Here is a 15,443-nt window from a genome sequence, read left to right as displayed (position 1 = left end):
ATAACCCAGCCATTCTTTTAAGCGTTTTTTGGATTAAATTCATTACTATCTTTATATATAATTGGGATCCGGCATCTATGGAAAGATGTCCATATAAGTGAATAATATACAGCTAAAAATGGCCCTTACGTATCGTTAATCTAATTTGCTGAAAGTACTATTCCAACTCAATTTCAAATGCCATCTTATATACCTTTTCTCCCAATGAATGATTTTTCCTCAATACGGTTATCTTGTTTACAATAAAAACTTTGGAATATGATTTTTCTCGAAAGTACGCCCAGCTTCGGTCAAATTCTAAATCCGGAATTTTACTTGCAATAGTCATATGAGGGACTCCTATTTTCTGAGTGCCCCTGTTACCAATTTTCGCTCTCTTTCTCAACACTGCCGCCATAAGGTTTTGAAGCTTGATAATTTCGGCTCCCATAACACCTATACATAAAGTGTTTGAGCCAATAAATTTTTGAAACCCATTGGCATGAACTTCAAATCGCTCTTTACCTCCCAAAGCATAACGCAATTCATTTAAAATGGTTAGCTCCGGAATACTTTCAATCATGAAATTGCTTAGGCTAATGTGGGCTATGGAATGAATATATCTGGCTGTACCAAAACGACACATAAAATCTTTTTTAAAATCGAACAGGTCACTTTGGATATGAGCTGGCGGACTAATAATAATCAGGTACTCTCTAAGACCTTCCGTTAAACACCATGTTCGTTTTTCCAACTCTAAATTGTGCATTGCGTAATGAGGGTTTCATCAATATTAGTAAAAACTCCTAAAATATGGAATTTATACTGAAAGTTGGATTTATTCCAAAAAATAATATCATATCCTCACCCATGTTTCTAACCTGCATAACAACGACATTCAAGATAAAAATCTCATTTGTGGCTAGGTTTCAACTCATTACCGATCATCGAAAATACTGGAGTAAAACTCGGCAGATACAATCTTTTTTAGTGTTTTTAGTTTATATAATTCTTTAGTATCCGCTTACGGGCTGATATAAAGACTAAACCAAAACCAACCTACACCCCACCCCATGAAGTACTTACAAGCTCTTATATTAGTTTGTGTATTAATCACTTCTTGCACAAATGATGATGATTCTTTAGAAAAAACTTTAGTAAATGAGGTTATAAATGATACCATTGCGGTAGATACCACAACAGTAGCTATTGATGCCATTAGCGATATAGAATTTGAGGCTAAAAATTTTGGAGCTGCCCTAACAAGTAATTTTATTGGAGAAATCACGGATATTGACGCTAAGCCTTTAGGGCAAGTGAAGGTAACCATCGGGAGTCAATCTGTAATAACAGACGCTAAAGGTGTCTTTGTCTTAAATGAGGTTACTGTAAATGAAAAATTTGCTTATATCAAAGCAGAAACGGAAGGCTATATTTTAGGTTCCAGAAGTATAGTACCATCGGCCAACGGTAGTAATGTTGTAAATATTACGCTACTTAAAAAGAATACTATTGAGACCGTGAATTCTGGTGAAACCTCGGAGGTAAGCTTGGATAATGGTGCAAAGGTAAATTTTGGAGGAAGTTTTATAGATGCTTCCGGGGCTCCATATAACGGAAAAGTAGAAGTTTCTATGCATTATTTGGAACCCAACCAAACAGAAACGTTTTCCCAAATGCCAGGTTCCCTCTTTGGAAAAAGGGAAAATAACGAAGCCACTGCTATGGAAACCTACGGTATGCTGTCTGTTAACTTATACTCCCCTAATGGAGAGATTTTGAATATTTCAGAAGATACGCCTGCAAAACTATATTTTCCTGTTTCTTCTAGCACACCAAATGCTCCGTCATCCATACCACTTTGGTATTTTGATGAAGCTGTTGGGTATTGGAAAGAACAAGGTGCTGCAACAATTATAGACGGAGAGTATGTGGGTGAAGTATCTCACTTTACCTGGTGGAATTGCGATTTACCGTTAAACACTATTAGGGCGTGCTTTGAGTTGAAACAAAACGGAGCATTACCTAACTCTTATTTTGAAATTACCAGGGCTTCCAATGATCAGCTTGTATATTCCGGTTATACAAATGAACTGGGTCAAAATTGTGGTCTTTTCCCTAAAGAAGAAACCCTTGAAATTACCTTGTTTAGTGATTGTGATCCGGAAAGCCCGGCAGGGTCTAAAGAATTTGGTCCTTTTACAGAAGATGGTTTGAACATCACCATTAATATAGACGACTTGGCAGATGTTTCCATCACAACCTTATCCGCTACCGTAACCAATTGTAACAATGCGCCTTTGACCAATGGTTATGCTTTTATACATTCCACTAATGATATAAGTGACTTTAAAATACTCCCCATAACTAATGGTGAAATTGAACAACAATTAGTGTATTGTAATGACGCGGACTACGTCATTGTTGTAGTAGATGTTGATACCGATGAAACTTCAGATGAAATTACCTTATCCAGTATTGCGAATGGTATTACCAATTTAGGACAAATACAAACCTGCCCTAATCAAGGAAGTACTATATATGAAGGGTCAATAACCTTGACCACTCAAGAAGAAGTAGATGCTTTTGGTGCTTTTGGTTATAGTGAGATTACTGGAGATATAAAGCTAGATGGGCAACAGAGCATTACCTCCTTAGAAAGTTTATCTAGCCTAATGGTTGTTGGAGGGGAATTTTATATAGAAACAGGAGCTAAAAACTTAAATGGTTTAGAAAAACTTGAAACTGTTGGCAGTAATTTGGCTTTCATTTTTAATATACATCTAACTACGTTATCTGCACTTGAAAATTTAAGTTCTATAGGAGGTAATCTACGGTTTACAATAAATACTAAACTTACGTCGCTAACAGGCTTAGAAAGCTTAACTTCTCTTAATGGAATTGAAATAAATGGTAACGGTAGCCTTACTACACTAACAGGATTAGAAAACATAACTTCAGTTCAGGAATATTTGTTTGTATTGGACAACAATAATCTTACTACGTTACAAGGCTTGAACAATGTAACCTCAGTTGGGAACGGCTTAACCATCGGAAATAATAATAAGCTTAACACACTAACTGGATTGGATAATATAATTTCTGTTGGAGGAAATTTACATATTAGGGGTAATGAAAATCTATTATCTCTTACAGGTTTGGAAAATCTTAATTCAGTTGGCAACCAAACCGTAATAGGTGATAGTTTCCGTCCCAACCCTAAACTTGAAAATTTTTGTGCACTGACCAATCTATTCACAACCGGTACTTTTAGTACAGTAAGTATCTCAAATAATAAATACAATCCATCTTTTAATGATATATATAACGGAGAATGTGAAGAACTGCCCCAAAGCGGTGGTATATACGAAGGCTCCATTACTTTAACCTCTCAGGAAGACATAGAGAACTTTGGAACAATAGGCTATACCGAAGTTACTGGAGATGTGATTATAATGGATACTGCTACACCAACTATTACCTCACTTGCAAACCTGGATTACTTAACTACAATTGGTGGCTCATTGACCATTTCTAAAACAGCGGCAACCAATTTGCAAGGTTTACAAAATCTTACATCTATCGGCAATCGTTTGACTATTAGCAATAACAGCAATTTAACCAATATTACGGACTTAAATAATCTTACGGCCATAGAGGGTAGATATATAAACATCAGTAATAATTCTGATCTTACTTCTTTGTCGGGTCTGGATAATTTAACTAGGATAAATGGGGAATTAAGAATTGCTGATAACCAAAGCCTTACCTCATTAGTTGGCTTGGGGAATATTACATCTATTGATCTTGCGCTTATTATTACCCAGAACATGGGACTAACTTCTCTGCAAGGACTGAATAGTTTAAATTCAATCGGACAAGGTATTACGCTTTATGGTAGCGAATATAATACCGTAGGATTACAAATTACGACCAATTCTGAACTTACTTCATTTGCAGGCTTAAATAATGTTACAGCGTTAAAAGGTGATTTGGTTGTTAGGAACAATGCAAAACTAGCTACACTTGAAGGCTTGGAAAACGTTACTGCGGTTAACGGTCATTTACAAATTTCAAAAAACAGCGAACTTATTTCTCTAAAAGGACTAAACAACATTGCATCTGTACAATATAAATTAGAGGTGTATAGAAATAATAAGCTTGCAACTATAATGGATTTAGAAAACCTTACTACAGTAGGTTCTGATTTATCGCTACATGAGAATAAGATTACCTCATTGAACGGCTTTGAAAATCTTAGCTCTGTTGGTGGCGTGATTACTATTGGGGCATCGTTTGATGAAGATTTTAATATGGCCTATGGAGGCAATTATAACTTAACCGATTTTTGCGCATTAACCAATTTTATGATCAATGGCAGTTATACGGATGTATTCATTGAACAGAATGCTTATAATCCTACAGTAAACGATATTTCATACGGTAGCTGTAGCCAATAAAACGGCAATAGAGATTTAAATATATTATTCATAGGAACCAACACCTACGTGGTCTTCAAAAGTGTAAAGTAAAAGGTGGTGCCTACGCCCTCTTCACTTTCTAACCAAATGGAACCGTTATAATATTTAATGATTCTTTTAACGATGGACAGACCTATTCCAGATGAGGAACCAGTGCTTTCTAATTTGGTGAAGATTTTAAATATTCTTTCAAAATAATCGGATTTGATCCCAATACCATTATCTTTTACAAAAAACTCATAATGGTCACTTTTATCAATATAGCCCACATCTACGGTGCCCTGTTCCTTATCGCCATAGTTTATTGCATTCTGAATCAGGTTTTGAATAACCTGCTTAAATCTCCAGGTATTCCCGTACAAACTTGGCATGTTCTCTTGAACCGTAACCTTTATATGGCCGGGCACTAAAATAGTTTCCAAGACTTCTTTAATGAGGATATTAAAATCAACCTGTTTGTCTTCTGATTCTATTTTATCTATAGTGGAATAATCCAGAATTCCCTTTATTAAGAAATTCATCTTTTCTACATTGAACAAGGCCTGATGTAAAGGTTGTATGGTATCCTCTCCCAAAGCTTCCTTATTGTCATCTATAAACCAACTCACCAAAGTGTGAATATTAATGAGAGGGGCTTTTAAATCATGAGATACCACATGGGCATATTCACTTAATTCTTCATTTTGAAGCGATAGATTTTTTAATAGTTCTTCCTTCTTCTTCTCTTGCTCCTTTATCCGTTCTTCACTCTCTTTACGCTGTATGACATTAACCAGCATATTGGCATAAACAAAAAGGATGTCCTTTTCATTATCATCATACTTATTAATTTTTTTGACAGAATCAAAACCGATAAAACCGATCAACTCATTATTCTTGATTTTTGGAATAGTAATTAGACTCTTAATGCCCTGTGGCTCTAAAACGGCTCGTAAACCATGTTCTCCGTCTTCTGGTAATTCACTTACATCTTCCACAAAGAACGGCTCTCCCTTTTTATGTGCTTCTATCCATTGCGGAATAAAGTCTACAGGTACATTCTGTAAGTTCTCTATTTCCGGATCTATACCTTTAGAACACCATTCATAAGTGTTTGAAGTGGTGTTATTTACAAAATCATAAGAAAAGATATAGCTTCTGTCCGATTCTACGAATTCGCCAATTTGCTTTAGGGATGCTCTGATCAATTTATCAATATCCGATAAATCGGAATTAATATGTTTTGTAGAGATACTGATTAACAAATCCTGAAAACGCAGTTGTCTTTCAATGATTTTGTCTTTTTCTAGCTGACTAATAGTTGTATGGTTATCACCTTCATTGGTTGTTGAAAGTTGATTTTCAGCGTGTAAGTCTTGTTTTTTCATTCCACTATTAAAAATAATAAGATAAATAGACTTTTTTATCCCTTGGTTAGAAGTTACAAACTAAGTTAAAAAATATGTATTACGTTACTTGACGTACCATTTACATACGATTTATACTACTTATTAACTCAAAAGTTTAGGATTTCTTCTAATTGACCAAAAAAAAGTATGATATAAATTAACTCTTTTTATGAGTTGCAGGTAGTTCTTATACCTTATTTTTGCCGCCTTAAATAATTATCAAGAATCTCAAAAAGAGGAGATAGCAACCTGCAATAACGAGCAAGGTGCTAAAGAGATAAGCCAATTAGTTGGAACAAATGTTAACCCATATGTCTATCTATTTGCTTCTACTTCCTTTTTTAGCATAAAGAAAGAAATGGCAAACATCAAAGATAGAACTCCAAAATTCTCTGCTCTCGTACCCCTATTCATTTTTGTATTTACTTTTTTGGGTGTGGGTATATATCAAAACGATTTCTACGCGTTACCTGCTCCCATTGCAGTAATTGTGGGGATAATTGCTGCCTTCCTAATGTTTGGGCAATCTATAAATTCTAAAATAAAAACCGTTTTAAAAGGCTGTGGAGATGATAAAATATTAACCATGTGTTTGATCTACTTGTTAGCAGGTGCATTCGCTGCAATTACCAACGAAACCGGTAGTGTTGATGCCATTGTTAATATGGGATTGGATTTTATAGCCATTCAATACATCTACGTTGGCATTTTTATTATTGCAGGGTTCTTATCGGTTTCTACAGGAACTTCGGTGGGTGCCATTGTTGCTTTGGCTCCTATTGTAGTGGGATTTGCCGATAAGAGCGGTGCGGATTTGGCCATTTTATGTGGTGCACTGTTAGGTGGTAGCATGTTTGGCGATAATTTATCGGTAATCTCGGATACTACCATTGCCGCTACACAATCCTTAGGTTGTAAAATGAGTGATAAATTCAAGCAGAACATTAAAATTGCCGTACCCGCTGCCCTATTCACTATAGCTATTTTAATCTTTCAAGGTTTGGGATTAAAGTCCGCCGAAACGGAGACTGTAGTTTATAGTTATTCCATCATCAAAATTATGCCCTATCTTTTGGTCATTGTTCTATCTATTGTAGGAGTGAACGTTTTTGTAACCTTACTATTAGGTTCAGTATTCGCTGGACTTTTGGGGATTGTTTATGGTGATTTTACCCTTATAGAATCTACTAAAATTGCCTATTCTGGATTTACGAACATGACAGAAATTTTCTTGTTGTCTCTATTAACAGGAGGATTGGCTGCTTTAGTAGAACGAAACGGAGGCATAGAGTTTATACTGGTCAACATAAAGAAGCTTATCAAGAACAAAAAAACGGCACAGCTAGGTATTGCCTCATTAGTGAGTACTATTAATATGGCGATTGCCAATAATACGGTTTCTATCATCATTGCTGGCCCCATTGCTAAAACCATTAATGATGAATACGGATTGGATAACAAGAAAACCGCTTCCATTTTAGATATTTTTGCCTGTATTTTTCAAGGTCTACTGCCCTATGGAGCTCAGGTTTTAATGATTTTAAGCTTTTCAAACGGAAAGATTGACTATATAGATTTGGTTTCCAATACCTGGTATTTACTCTTGTTGTCCATTTACACCATCGTATTCATAAACTTTATACCATTACGTGTCCGCTAAGCATGTTTTGAAGATAAAATGGCCCTTGTAGTGTTCTCACGAAGTTTTATATCCTTATACTCCAACTGCGATTAAATTGATACCGAAGTAATTTTTGTTCAAATTCTCATTAATAATTTAAAGTATTATTTACTTTTGTCGCTTATGATGAAAAGCAGCAAGAATTTTGTTTCTATGTTTTTTGTCGCTTTGTTTTTGGTATTCAAAGTGGCAGGACTGCATGCGCTTACGCATCATATTGACGATTCCGACGCGCAACATTGCGAGGTTTGTCACATTACCACAGCGGTTAATTTTACACCGCTTTTAAAAACGGAATCTCCTGTTCTACCGCAAACGGAATTCTATTTTTTTGAACAAAAGTTCTCCAGCAATGCGCCACAGCTTGTTTTTGAGAACCAATTTTTAGGCAATAATCGCTTTACGCGGCCTCCTCCACAAGTTTAACAGTCCATTTTGTATGTAGTACCGTCAATTTTTATAGGACCGGTATGCCCTTTTCATTCGTCATATTCTTTGTTTGTCACACTTCTTTTGATTTGTCGCACACCCGAATACGGTATGCTGAAAGCTAAGTGTTGAATATACATATGGACCTGTATTTTTCGTAAGGACATCTTATTTTCATTTATATCCTAATGCCGCAAATTGCTGTGTATAAGGATGATTACACGATTTACCTATACTCTTAATTTAGTTATACCATTATGTTGAAAGCAACGAACATAAGCAAGTCTTATCAAGGAAAGGCAGCTTTAAAAGACGTTTCGTTTGAAGTTTCCAAAGGCGAAATATTTTGTCTTTTGGGTCAGAACGGCGCAGGAAAAACCACTACGATCAATATTTTTTTAGGCTTTATATCAAAAGATGGCGGCCAAGCCTTTATTGCCGATAAAGAAGTAGGAAAGGACAATACTAATAAACTTACCGCATATATTCCCGAAACGGTACAACTTTATGGTAACCTTAGTGGCGTAGAAAACTTGGATTTCTTTAGCCGTTTAGCAGGATTCACATACACCACGGCAGAGCTGGAAGCGTTTCTATCTAAAACAGGCCTGCAGTTGGATGCACAGCATAAAAGGCTCTCCTCCTACTCTAAGGGAATGCGGCAAAAAGTGGGTATTGCTGTGGCACTGGCCAAAAATGCCGAAGTTATTTTCATGGATGAGCCCACTTCTGGCCTTGATCCTAAAGCCACAGCGGAATTTACTCAAATCTGTAAGGAACTTGCCAGTATGGGTAAGGTCATCTTTATGGCCACCCACGATATTTTTAATGCCGTAGAACTGGGCACCACCATTGGTATTATGAAAGAAGGAGTTTTGGCCCAACAGTTAAAGGCCAATGAAATTAACGCAAATGAATTAAACCAACTTTACCTAGAAACAATTTAGAAAAGATGAACCACTATATAAAAATAATACTGGCCTTACTACTGTGCAACGCAACGTACGGTCAAATAAAAGTGAATGGTAAGGTTAACGATACGAACGGATTACCCGTTTATGGGGCCACTGTTTCATTTTCCAATACGGCTAGGGGAAATAAAAGGGGAACCACCACCGAAGCGAACGGAAATTTTAGTTTTGAGATTTCGGAAACCGGCACCTTTCAACTGACGGTGAGTTACATAGGGATGAAGTCTATTTCCATTAAAAAAACCTTTGATGAGTTAAAAGATTACGATTTAGGAACTTTGGTATTGCAGGAAAATGTAGAACAGCTACAGTCCGTAGAAGTGGTTGGTCGGGCAAGAACGGATTATAATAGTGATTATTCGTTCTCGGCTACAAAAGTGGCCATTGCCAACAAAGAGCTACCACAAGCCATTACTTCTGTAACCAAAGAATTAATTGCGGATCGTCTTGCCTTTCAGGTACCCGATGCCGTTAAGACGGTAAGTAATGTTTCCGTTACAGGGTTGTACAATCACTATAATATTCGTGGTATTACGCAAGCGGATGACGGACAAGTATTAAACGGAATGCGTACCCGTCAATATTACTTCCTTCAGCCTATTACCTCACACTTAGAACGTGTTGAAGTGATAAAAGGTCCCTCATCGGTTACTTTTTCGAGTGCAGATCCCGGTGGTACTGTAAACATGGTTACCAAAAAACCATTGGCTGAAAAACGTAATGAGGTTTCTTTAACTACGGGTAGTTTTGGAACCATAAGGGCTACAGCCGATTTTACGGGACCCTTAAACGAATCTAAAACCCTGTTATATCGTTTAAATGCTGCAATTCAAGAGGCGGATTCATTTAGGGATGTTGTGAACAATAATGCTATTCTTTTTACACCTTCTTTAAGTTATATTCCAAACGAGACTACCTCACTTAACGTAGAGATGATTTATAGCAATGCCGAAGGTAACTTAGATAGAGGCCAACCTATTTTTGGCGCTATAAATGGGAACTATGATATAGATAGTACTCCAATTACAATGAACGTGGGTGCTTCAAGCGATCACTACAAAAATAAAGAGCTCATTTTAATGGCGAACTTTAGCAAAAGGTTTACGGATCGGTTAGGTTTCAATGCACAGTACATGAAACAAACCTGGGACGAAGATTTAGCCGAGCATAGAGTGGATGGTGCAGCCGTGGATATTGATGGGAATGTAATTCCTACGCTGGCGCGAATGCGATATGATGAGAGACAGCAATTTTGGGAAACGGACAACTTTAGTACCTATTTTACTTATGACATAAAAACCGATAAGATTACCAATAAAACCTTGGTGGGTTATGATGCTACACGTTGGGAGCGGAAAATTGGAGCCGGATTCCTTCGTGCCAGAAGATACTTAACGGTAGATGGTGGTCAGGCTAATTATGACCCCAGTAATCCGGATAACTTTCAGCAAACGGTGGTAGATGGTGTTACCATACCCGTGCCTGCGGTTCCTCATTTTAACTTAGAAGACCCTTTTAACGGCGCTAGGAATACCAATGCGTACAATCTTGCGGAACTAAGTATTCCTGCAAACCTAAATACTTCAAATGGTTTCTATATTCAAAACCAGTTTAAGGTGGGAAAATTTTCAGCTTTGGTAAACTTACGATATGAGCGTTTTACGGATATTTTTGATTATGAAGGAGATGAGCAAGAGTTTACAAACGATGCCATTGTACCTAGATTCGGTCTAACCTATGAAGTTACAAAAACCGTTAGTGCATATGCCACTTACCTAGAAGGCTTTCAACCGCACACCAATACAGTTTCTTTATCACCAACGGCAGAAGGTTTCTTTTGGGCCACTTCCCCAAGTAGATTTGATCCGTTGGAAAGTAGCTTGACGGAATTTGGCGCAAAAGGAGAATTTTTAAACGGAAAAATATTCGCCAACCTTGCCATTTTCAATATTACTCAAAAAAACATCCTTCTTGGAGACACCTATGATTTGGACAACCTAACCACCAGAGGTGAACAAAGAAGTAGAGGTTTTGAAATGGATGTATCCGGTTATATAGCTTCGAACTTTCAACTTACGGCATCTTATGGGTTTGCCGATGCCGAAATTATTGAGGATGCCATAGAGGAATTCATTGGCGAGCCTATTGGTGGTGCCCCTAAGCATAATGCAAATATTTGGGGTCGTTATGATTTCACCAATCAAACCTTAAAAGGTATCGGAATTGGTTTGGGTGCCCAGTATATGGATGAGCGGTATACATGGTATAACCCTACTTATGATACGGATAGACTACTCCTCCCTTCCTATACCGTATTTGATGCTGCGGTTTATTATAAGCCAAATAACACAGGAATGCAATTGACCTTAAAGTTCAACAACTTATTTGATGAAACATATTGGTTAGGTGGGCTAAACCCATCTAGATTGGGGCCTGGAGCTCCAAGAAATGTATTGCTGAATGCAACCTATAAATTCTAAGTATGAGAAAAAATGTAATCTATCTATTGGCGCGCCAATTATGGAAAGATGCCTTTAGATATAAAGTGCTCTTAATAGCTTCGGTGCTAATGGGTGGACTATTATTATTTTCGGCCTATAGCGGATGGCAGAATTATAACGACCAAAACCATACCCGCCATGAAATTCAACATGAGGTTCAAGAAAGTTGGGAAAACAATCCGGACAAGCATCCACATAGAATGGCCCATTACGGTTCGTTTGCCTTTAGAATTAAGCATGTACTAAGTATTTTTGACCTCGGGATGGAAAATTTTGTGGGCAACGCCATGTTTTTGGAGGCGCACAAACAGAATACCGTCAATTTTTCGGAAGCAAGCATGTCCACCGGTTTATTGCGTTTCGGAGAAGTTAGTCTAGCCATGTTATTAAAGGTAATCGTACCCCTTTTAATTTTCTATCTGGGGTTCAACACCATAGCTCAGGAACGGGAAAACGGCACCTTAAAATTACTGATAGGCCAAGGTATTACCAGAAAAGAAATTGTTTTTGGAAAATGGTTGGGACTATGGAGTTTGTCCTTGATCTTTCTTTTTTCCGTCTTTCTCGTGCTCCTATTTTTTATGGTATTGGAACGGCATGAAGTACATGCCGGTGGTTTGTTAAGGTATTTGGTACTTTTTGTTTCCTACCTCCTCTTTTTTGGCATTCTAGGCGCTATTACCGTTTTTGTATCGGCATTTAGTAAAACTGCTAAGGGGGCATTGGTGAAGCTCTTGGGTATTTGGTTGCTGTTCATCATTATCGTTCCAAAATCATTGCAGGCAATGGGGTATTACCTCTACCCTACACCCTCAAAAATAGAAATGGAGACTGCGGTAGAACACGATTTGGTTCAACTTGGGGATAGCCATAATCCGGACGATCCGCATTTTAAGGCTTTAAAAGATTCCGTCCTTGCGGCCAATAATGTTACCGATGTGGCAGACCTTCCCTTTAACTATGGAGGGTTTGTAATGGCAAAAGGCGAGGCCTTAAGTGCTGCGGTGTATCACAAACACCAAAGTCAGCTGTATGAAGTCTACGGAAAACAGAACAATCTAGAACGGTATTCTGCTTTTATCAACCCATATACGGCTATTAAAAATCTATCCATGGCCTTCTCGGGAACCGATTTTCAATCTTTTCTACATTTTAAGGATCAGGCAGAAAATTATCGATATGATTTAGCGCAGGAAATGAACCAGTTACAAATGGATTTGATTCCTAACAAGGGTAAAGCGGGACCGGATGTTATTTCCAGCGATTACTGGAAAAATTTTCCGCCATTTCATTATGAATTTCTAAGTATTTCGGAACTTTTTGAGAACGAGCTCATCTCCATCATAGCGCTGCTTTTGTGGGGTGTTTTGGCGCTATTTGGACTCTTAAGATTATCAATTAACCTAAAAGCCATATAAATGTATAGTTTATTGTTTAAATCATTTTTTAGGACGAAAATATTCTTGGTAAGTCTGGTGTTGCTCATGAGTGTTGGTCTTATCAGTATTCTAATTGGCAAGCAGTATTTGGTAAAACAGGAGAACACTATTGTTGCCGCTCAAAAGTTTCAGGAAGAAAGTATACATAAAAATGTAACCTATCATAATGATGACCTGGGATTGTTGTTGTATTACCTTCGTTTTACCTTAATTAAGAAACCAGCCAATATAAACGCTCTTTCTATTGGTCAGAGTGATGTAAATCCGCTATTGCAAGCAGTCACCATTCGCGGTCTGGAAGGGCAAAAATATGATACCGATTTTGAGAATCCGTCTTTGCTCATGTCGGGAAATTTAGATTTGGGGTTTGTCATTATCTATTTGTTTCCTTTAGTATTGATAGCCATGACCTTTAATTTATATTCTGAAGAAAAGGAATGGGGTACGTGGCGTATTTTGGCCGCGCAAACTTCTGGAAAAGCGGCCTTTTTACTCAAAAAACTCTTGGTTAGGGTACTCTTTGTTTTTGCGGTGCTCGTAGTGCTTCTGCTCCTATCGAGCGTTATCCTACAAATACCGATGGACCAAAATTTCTGGGGTATATTTTTACAAAGCCTTTTGTACCTATTATTTTGGAGTACGCTCTGTTTTTGGATGGTTTCGTTTTTAAAGAGTTCTAGTTTTAATGCCCTGGCATTGATATCTATTTGGGTGGTCTTGACCATTTTATTTCCCGCAATGATTAATAATTATGTGCTGAACAAATATCAAGTTCCCGAAGCATTGGATGCCATGGTTGAACAACGCGATGGCTACCATGAAAAATGGGATTTGGAAAAAAGCGCTACAATGGACGGGTTTTTGGAAGCTTACCCACAGTTTAAAAATTATCCTGTTCCCGAAGATGAATTTTCTTGGCTTTGGTATTACGGTATGCAGCATATGGGCGATTTAGAATCTTATGATACCAGTACCGAAATGACCGAAAAAGTAATGTTACGAAACACGGTAAGCGAAACAGTGGCGCTTTTTGTTCCTACCATGCATGCGCAACTCAGTTTTAATCATTTGGCCGGAACGGATATGATCAGTCACTTGGGGTTTTTAAAACAACTTACCGAGTTTCATGAAAAGCTACGCTTGGATTTTTATCCCAAAATCTTTAAAAACCAACCGGCTGAATCTGTAGATTGGAAAAACTATAACATTAAATTTTATGAAGCCAACCGGAGTTTTAGTTGGCTAAAATTAATACTCCCCACCTTATTTATAACCCTTGTCATAGGGGTTTTAGGAAGGATGAACCTAAAGAAATTATAAGTGATAGGGCCGATATTTTTCGGCCCTTTTTTATTTCATTAAAATAGAAACTGCTTTCTTGCTCCAATTGCATATCACCATCCCTTAAGCCGCCAGAATGGCTTCTTTCTATCGGAGCCCGGTCTCAGCTATGGATAAGTACTGGCTTCTTTGGACGTAGGATTACCTTCCAATGATTTTTGCTTTGGCCATTTTTCCATTCGTAGTCCGAACAAAGGTCGTAAAACCTCATTTCTACGAATTAAAGACTCATAGAGGATAAAACAGATTGTAAAGGTAAAAACGGTAATGACAATGAACTGTAAGACAGGATGTATTTGTAAGGGAAGAATCAACCAAGCTCCCAAATACAACGCGAACATATGGATAATATACACCGGGTAGGCCGCCTTGCTTAAATATTCCAATAGTCGGCTGGGCCTGTTAAGGTAGTGGAACACGAGTCCAAAAATACCGAATATCCAACAGGTAGATTCCATGGCCATCAAATAGCCAGGGGCTTCCATATGATATGATATTAGTCGCAGGGTGTACAAGCCTACAGCGAGTGCCAAATAGGCCCATTTCCATTTTTTCAAGGTGTTCCAGAACGCACTGCCTATATAGACGAACAGGTATCCGAAAAAGAAAGCTAGGGCTCCCAGAAAAAAGCCGTGCCAGGTTTCGGCATAGAGCGAATAAATCTGTGGCTTTACCAAAATGGCCTCCAGTACAAAGAATAAAGATACGGTCAGTGGCCCCACCACGTTACCCATAAGTTTCTCCAATAGCTTTTTAAGCCTTTCTCCACGATGTTTCAATAGAAGAAAAACAGGTAGAAATAGAAGGACATAAATAAAAATATTGCCCAAAAACCACAGATGGCCCGTATGGGGGTAGTAACTTAAAGATTGTTTGTAGAACGCTTGAAAAAGATTCATGTGCAAGGGTGAAATGGCCACAATACCAAATAGGAAGGGCACAAGGATACGTTGGGTGCGTTCCCCTATCAGTTGTTTCCAGTTGCGCTTTCGCATGGCGAAAAAGAGTCCCATTCCCGATACAAAAAACAGGATTGGAATGCGCCAAACGTTGAGCATGGTCATGGGTACCCATAATCCTTCAAGGGCGTTTTCGCTGCGTACAAAACCAACGAACATGGCCCAGGGCTGAAAAACAATGGCTATATGGTAGATTAATAATAAGGCTATGGCGATGACCCTTAGCCAGTCTATATCGTAACGTCTAACGGTTTTCATGACTGTCGTTTCTTGA

Annotated in this window: 10 protein-coding genes and 1 riboswitch; of the genes, 7 read left to right on the top strand and 3 right to left on the bottom strand. The window is 37.8% G+C overall.

Annotation, left to right across the window (positions count from 1 at the left end):
• Positions 1 to 157: 157 nt before the first annotated feature.
• Positions 158 to 748, bottom strand: coding sequence for a 2'-5' RNA ligase family protein (locus SJY45_RS03790; protein ID WP_400073330.1), 591 nt, complete (start codon positions 746 to 748; stop codon positions 158 to 160).
• A 304-nt stretch (positions 749 to 1,052) separates the two neighbouring features.
• Between SJY45_RS03790 and SJY45_RS03785 the strand changes: the two genes are divergently transcribed.
• Positions 1,053 to 4,439 carry a hypothetical protein gene (locus SJY45_RS03785; RefSeq protein ID WP_400073329.1) on the top strand — a complete coding sequence of 1,129 codons (3,387 nt, stop codon included), beginning with the start codon at positions 1,053 to 1,055 and terminating at the stop codon, positions 4,437 to 4,439.
• Between the two features lie 44 nt (positions 4,440 to 4,483).
• Here the strand turns inward: SJY45_RS03785 and SJY45_RS03780 are convergent, their stop codons facing one another.
• The gene (locus SJY45_RS03780; protein WP_400073328.1) at positions 4,484 to 5,827 is read right to left on the bottom strand and encodes an ATP-binding protein; all 1,344 of its coding nucleotides are present in this window, start codon (positions 5,825 to 5,827) and stop codon (positions 4,484 to 4,486) included.
• Between the two features lie 232 nt (positions 5,828 to 6,059).
• A riboswitch (SAM-I-IV-variant riboswitch) is annotated at positions 6,060 to 6,158 on the top strand.
• Between the two features lie 48 nt (positions 6,159 to 6,206).
• Between SJY45_RS03780 and SJY45_RS03775 the strand changes: the two genes are divergently transcribed.
• From SJY45_RS03775 to SJY45_RS03750, 6 genes are all read left to right on the top strand, one after another.
• Positions 6,207 to 7,508: a Na+/H+ antiporter NhaC family protein gene (locus SJY45_RS03775; protein WP_400073327.1), complete on the top strand. Its 1,302-nt coding sequence runs from the start codon at positions 6,207 to 6,209 to the stop codon at positions 7,506 to 7,508.
• Between the two features lie 174 nt (positions 7,509 to 7,682).
• Positions 7,683 to 7,955 (top strand): hypothetical protein, encoded by a 273-nt coding sequence (locus SJY45_RS03770; RefSeq protein ID WP_400073326.1) that lies wholly within the window; start codon positions 7,683 to 7,685, stop codon positions 7,953 to 7,955.
• A 260-nt stretch (positions 7,956 to 8,215) separates the two neighbouring features.
• The gene (locus SJY45_RS03765) at positions 8,216 to 8,905 is read left to right on the top strand and encodes an ABC transporter ATP-binding protein (RefSeq protein WP_400073325.1); all 690 of its coding nucleotides are present in this window, start codon (positions 8,216 to 8,218) and stop codon (positions 8,903 to 8,905) included.
• A gap of 5 nt (positions 8,906 to 8,910) precedes the next feature.
• A complete protein-coding gene (locus SJY45_RS03760) occupies positions 8,911 to 11,409 on the top strand; it encodes a TonB-dependent siderophore receptor (RefSeq protein ID WP_400073324.1) in 2,499 nt (832 codons plus the stop codon).
• A gap of 2 nt (positions 11,410 to 11,411) precedes the next feature.
• The gene (locus SJY45_RS03755; RefSeq protein ID WP_400073323.1) at positions 11,412 to 12,848 is read left to right on the top strand and encodes an ABC transporter permease; all 1,437 of its coding nucleotides are present in this window, start codon (positions 11,412 to 11,414) and stop codon (positions 12,846 to 12,848) included.
• Positions 12,849 to 14,189 (top strand): DUF3526 domain-containing protein, encoded by a 1,341-nt coding sequence (locus SJY45_RS03750; RefSeq protein ID WP_400073322.1) that lies wholly within the window; start codon positions 12,849 to 12,851, stop codon positions 14,187 to 14,189.
• Between the two features lie 128 nt (positions 14,190 to 14,317).
• Here the strand turns inward: SJY45_RS03750 and SJY45_RS03745 are convergent, their stop codons facing one another.
• On the bottom strand, positions 14,318 to 15,427 hold the full coding sequence (locus tag SJY45_RS03745) for an acyltransferase family protein (RefSeq protein ID WP_400073321.1): 1,110 nt from the start codon (positions 15,425 to 15,427) through the stop codon (positions 14,318 to 14,320).
• Positions 15,428 to 15,443: the final 16 nt, after the last annotated feature.

Origin of the sequence: Zobellia russellii, assembly GCF_044597075.1 — a bacterium.
Classification (GTDB): Bacteria; Bacteroidota; Bacteroidia; order Flavobacteriales; family Flavobacteriaceae; genus Zobellia; species Zobellia russellii.
This window is presented reverse-complemented; position numbering and strand designations above follow the sequence as displayed.

What these genes read in the sequence shown, in the direction of transcription:
- SJY45_RS03790 (WP_400073330.1), bottom strand. Translation starts at nt 748, where the DNA reads ATGCACAATTTAGAGTTGGAAAAACGAACATGGTGTTTAACGGAAGGT.
- SJY45_RS03785 (WP_400073329.1), top strand. Translation starts at nt 1,053, where the DNA reads ATGAAGTACTTACAAGCTCTTATATTAGTTTGTGTATTAATCACTTCT.
- SJY45_RS03780 (WP_400073328.1), bottom strand. Translation starts at nt 5,827, where the DNA reads ATGAAAAAACAAGACTTACACGCTGAAAATCAACTTTCAACAACCAAT.
- SJY45_RS03775 (WP_400073327.1), top strand. Translation starts at nt 6,207, where the DNA reads ATGGCAAACATCAAAGATAGAACTCCAAAATTCTCTGCTCTCGTACCC.
- SJY45_RS03770 (WP_400073326.1), top strand. Translation starts at nt 7,683, where the DNA reads ATGTTTTTTGTCGCTTTGTTTTTGGTATTCAAAGTGGCAGGACTGCAT.
- SJY45_RS03765 (WP_400073325.1), top strand. Translation starts at nt 8,216, where the DNA reads ATGTTGAAAGCAACGAACATAAGCAAGTCTTATCAAGGAAAGGCAGCT.
- SJY45_RS03760 (WP_400073324.1), top strand. Translation starts at nt 8,911, where the DNA reads ATGAACCACTATATAAAAATAATACTGGCCTTACTACTGTGCAACGCA.
- SJY45_RS03755 (WP_400073323.1), top strand. Translation starts at nt 11,412, where the DNA reads ATGAGAAAAAATGTAATCTATCTATTGGCGCGCCAATTATGGAAAGAT.
- SJY45_RS03750 (WP_400073322.1), top strand. Translation starts at nt 12,849, where the DNA reads ATGTATAGTTTATTGTTTAAATCATTTTTTAGGACGAAAATATTCTTG.
- SJY45_RS03745 (WP_400073321.1), bottom strand. Translation starts at nt 15,427, where the DNA reads ATGAAAACCGTTAGACGTTACGATATAGACTGGCTAAGGGTCATCGCC.